This window comes from Rhizobium sp. SVR5-9E (assembly GCF_056755095.1).
The window spans coordinates 1-3,659 of the sequence record NZ_JBNDHS010000184.1 but is presented as its reverse complement, the minus strand read 5'-3'; the positions used below and the strand labels follow the sequence as shown (position 1 = coordinate 3,659).

Sequence of the window (3,659 nt, the reverse complement as noted above, 5' to 3'; positions counted from 1 at the left end):
GTGCGGGAACATGGATGTCGGCCAGAACATCTTTCTCGGCCGCTGGCCGCTCAAAGGTCCCTTCGTCAACCGGAAGAAGATGTATGCGGAAGCCGATCATGTGCTGAAACGGCTCAAGGTCGATGTGAATTCCGTCTATCAGAAAGTCGAAAGCCTGTCGGGCGGCCGTCAGCAATCGGTCGCGATTGCGCGTGCGATTTCTTTTGACCCGCGCGTGGTTATCCTCGACGAACCGACAGCCAACCTTTCCGTGATGGCGACCGAACGCCTGCTTGAAACCATGCTGGAGCTGAAGAAGCAGGGCGTTGCCCAGATCATCATCTCGCACCGCCTAGTCGACATTTTCGCGGTGGGTGACCGCGTCATGGTGCTGAAGCGCGGCGAATATGTCGGCGACCGCTACGTCAAGAACACCGACGAGCACGAGGTTCTCGAGATCATCGTCTCGGGCACGCGGGAACAGGCCCTGACAGCCGATGACGCGCGGCGGGTCACAGGTCAAAGCTTTTAGTATTTTCGCAGCAGACGCTTGGCAGCCTTGGGGTTGCGCCGGCTCGGGACGATCTCGTCGAGAACGTAGCCATCTTGATCGACAGCCGCCACAGCCAGTGTTTCCGGCCGTCAATCCCCGCGACCACTTCATCCAGATGCCAGACATCGCGGGGGGCTCGGTGATTTCCGCCGCAAACGGCCAGCATATTCCGGGCCGAACGTCTTCGCCCGGCACCGGATCGTCTCATAAGAAACGATGATGCCGGGTTCAGGCAGCATCTCCTCGTCGAGGATCACTCGCTTTCTATGCTTGCTTCGAAGCGATTGCGGACGCTCGACATCGTCATCACGAGCACCAGGAGCACAGCGATTCCAAGGAATACCAACGCGATGGGGCGTGAGAGGAAGAAGCTGGGGTCTCCCCTCGCGATCAGCATCGAGCGCCGGAAATTCTCCTCCACGATAGGCCCCAGAACCATACCGAGCATCATCGGGGTAGGGTTGCAGTCGAGTTTTCGGAAAACATAGCCAACCAACCCGAAAAACGCGGCGAATACGACGTCCAGAACCGACGATTGGGTCGAGTAAACACCGATGCAGCAAAAGAACAGGATTGCCAGGTAGATAAACTTGTAAGGCACGTTCAGCAATTTCGCCCACATGCCAACAAGCGGCAGATTCAGTACGACCAGGATCAGATTTCCGATCCACATCGAGACAATCAGCCCCCAAAACAGAGCGGGATTGCTTGTCATAACCTGCGGGCCAGGCTGAATATTGTGCATCATCATGGCGCCCAACATGAGAGCCATTGTCGCGTTACCCGGTATGCCGAGCGTCAAAGTCGGCGCGAAGGCAGTCTGTGCTGCAGCATTGTTTGCGGCCTCTGGCGCGGCGACGCCTCCGATTGCACCGCGTCCGAACATCTTCCGATTGCGGGAGACGCGCCTCTCGATGGAATAGGCCATATAGGAAGCGATGGCGACGCCCGTACCGGGCAGCATGCCAAACAGCGAACCAATAAGACTGCCGCGTGCGGCGGGCGCTATCATCTCCCTCACGTCTTTCAGCGTCGGCGTGAGGGTCTCGATCTTCTCGGTCTTGACCTCTTCCGATGTCTTTTGCTCAAGCGTCAGCATAATTTCCGAGAAAGCGAAAACGCCGACCGCCAAAATGATAATATCGATCCCGTCCCACAATTCGGTGAGCCCGAAGGTGTAGCGTACGACGCCGGTGCTGGTATCTGTTCCGACAAGGCCGACGAGGATGCCCATGATTGTCATGCCAATCGTCTTTGCCATCGAGCCGCTATTGAGCGCTACTGCACCGAGCAGGCCAAGTACCATCAAGGCAAAATATTCGGGGGGACCTAGTTCAAACACAAGTGCAGTCAGTGGCCCGGAAAACAGAGCGAGAGCAAGCGTGCCGACCGTTCCTGCAAAAAAGGAACTCAGAGCAGCCGTAGCCAACGCCACGCCAGCGCGGCCTTGGCGAGCCATCTGATAGCCATCGATCGTCGTGACGACCGACGATGTTTCGCCTGGTAAATTGACCAGAATTGCTGTCGTGGAGCCGCCATATTGCGTGCCGTAGTAGATCCCGGCCAGCATGATCAACGCCGTAACCGGGTCCAAGCCGAAGGTGAAGGGCAGCAACATGGAGATCGTCGCCAGCGGCCCGAGCCCGGGAAGAACCCCCACCGCGGTTCCCAGAATGCACCCGACTAAACAGTAGAAGAGATTCTGAAAAGTCACCGCAGTGGTGATGCCGAGGGCAATATGATTAAAGAAGTCCATCAATTTCTCCCGACTGTTTAGCGTGTTTCGATCTAAACAGGACCAATGTCAGCCTGGCGGACTTTCGATTCCGACATTTGCCAGCCCTGGCAAATGCTGCGATCGAAAGACAGCGAGTCTTTTCCGGATTTGCGCTGTAAAATGCCTTAATAGCCAAGAATGAAGGGGGCCGTGGGCAGGTAAACGCTCAACGCCCACCTGAATAGGACAACGCTGGTAACGCCGAAGATGACGGCACAGACGATGCTTGCTCGCCAAGTCGATTCGCGGCAGGCCAGGGCGCCGATCAAAGTCATCACCGCAACCGCAACGATGACGCCGAGCTTGGTGATCAGCAAGGCAAAGGCCAGTACCGATGTCAGCACGAAAAACGGACCGCGCAACTCAAAAAGGCTCAAGCTGGCCCGAACTTCAGGATTCTTGCGCAGGTCGCCGACAAGGATGATTGCTCCAAGCCCAACAAGGATCAAACCGAGAATAAACGGAAAAAACCCAGGCCCTGGGCGCGTTCCCGAGCCCAAGCGGTAAAAAGTCGCGCCAATCGCTGCCGCTGCACCGATGGCAATGTAAAGGAATCCCGCGACGGTATCGCGGCTTATTAGATGTCTTGAAAATAGTCGCATATCAATCCCAACCTGATCGAACTCGCGAACGCCAGTTCGATTCCTCCAGCCGCTTATGCATGAGCATATCCGGCGTGGACCGGTTATAGGCATATCAACAACGAGACAATTGAATTTTGAGATCATTTATCTATAACAGAAGATTATGAGTGTTACATTAAAACTTGCTCGCGCGTTCGTCGCCGTCGCATCCAGCGGAAGCTTTACCCGGGCGGCGGAATCCCTGAATATCACCCAGCCGGCTCTGACCGTGCAGATCAGGCAACTTGAGCAGTTGTTGGGATTACAACTCTTTAGTCGAAACACCCGATACGTGGCGCTCACAGCTTCCGGCCGGATTCTTGCGGGACAGTTTCGCAAGTTATTGAACGATTGGGATGCGCTGGTGAACCAGGCTCAGAAAATGGGTGTGACGCCAAACGAGACTCTCCGGATAGGATGTCTTCCTTCTCTCTCAGGAAGCGTTCTGCCGGAACTGGTATCGGAATTTATGGAGCAGCATCCGGAGGTTGAGGTCATCGTTCGCGACCTTTTTTGGGAGCGGGTTCTGGCAATGGTGCGTTCAGGGGAGGTGGACGTCGCCATCGGAATCGATCGTGGTGTGCTTTCTGATCTGGATGTTACGCCGCTGGCAACAGAGCCCATGTTCGTCGTTTATCCTGAGGGGCACGACATTGGCCGTTTGCCAGAGGTGACAATTCAGAAGGTGGTGGAATACCCGTTGGTGCTCGTTAGCACCCACAGCAGC

Annotated in this window: 4 protein-coding genes and 1 pseudogene; 2 read left to right on the top strand and 3 right to left on the bottom strand. The window is 55.9% G+C overall.

Features of this window, described 5'->3' with window-relative positions; genetic code table 11:
* Positions 1-511: ATP-binding cassette domain-containing protein (locus ACPYOJ_RS34005; protein ID WP_481420172.1), on the top strand; the 511-nt coding region annotated here is incomplete at its 5' end.
* Between the two features lie 8 nt (positions 512-519).
* Here ACPYOJ_RS34005 and ACPYOJ_RS34000 read toward each other — a convergent pair.
* From ACPYOJ_RS34000 to ACPYOJ_RS33990, 3 genes and pseudogenes are all read right to left on the bottom strand, one after another.
* Positions 520-777, bottom strand: a pseudogene (locus ACPYOJ_RS34000) (DDE-type integrase/transposase/recombinase); the annotation flags it as partial.
* An 8-nt stretch (positions 778-785) separates the two neighbouring features.
* Positions 786-2,288 (bottom strand): tripartite tricarboxylate transporter permease, encoded by a 1,503-nt coding sequence (locus ACPYOJ_RS33995; protein WP_481420171.1) that lies wholly within the window; start codon positions 2,286-2,288, stop codon positions 786-788.
* 146 nt (positions 2,289-2,434) lie between these two features.
* Entirely contained in the window at positions 2,435-3,037 is a 603-nt protein-coding gene (locus ACPYOJ_RS33990) for a tripartite tricarboxylate transporter TctB family protein (protein ID WP_481420170.1), read from the bottom strand.
* 19 nt (positions 3,038-3,056) lie between these two features.
* On the opposite strand from ACPYOJ_RS33990, the gene ACPYOJ_RS33985 reads away from it, so the two are divergent.
* On the top strand, positions 3,057-3,659 hold a 603-nt coding region (locus tag ACPYOJ_RS33985), incomplete at its 3' end, for a LysR family transcriptional regulator (RefSeq protein ID WP_481420169.1).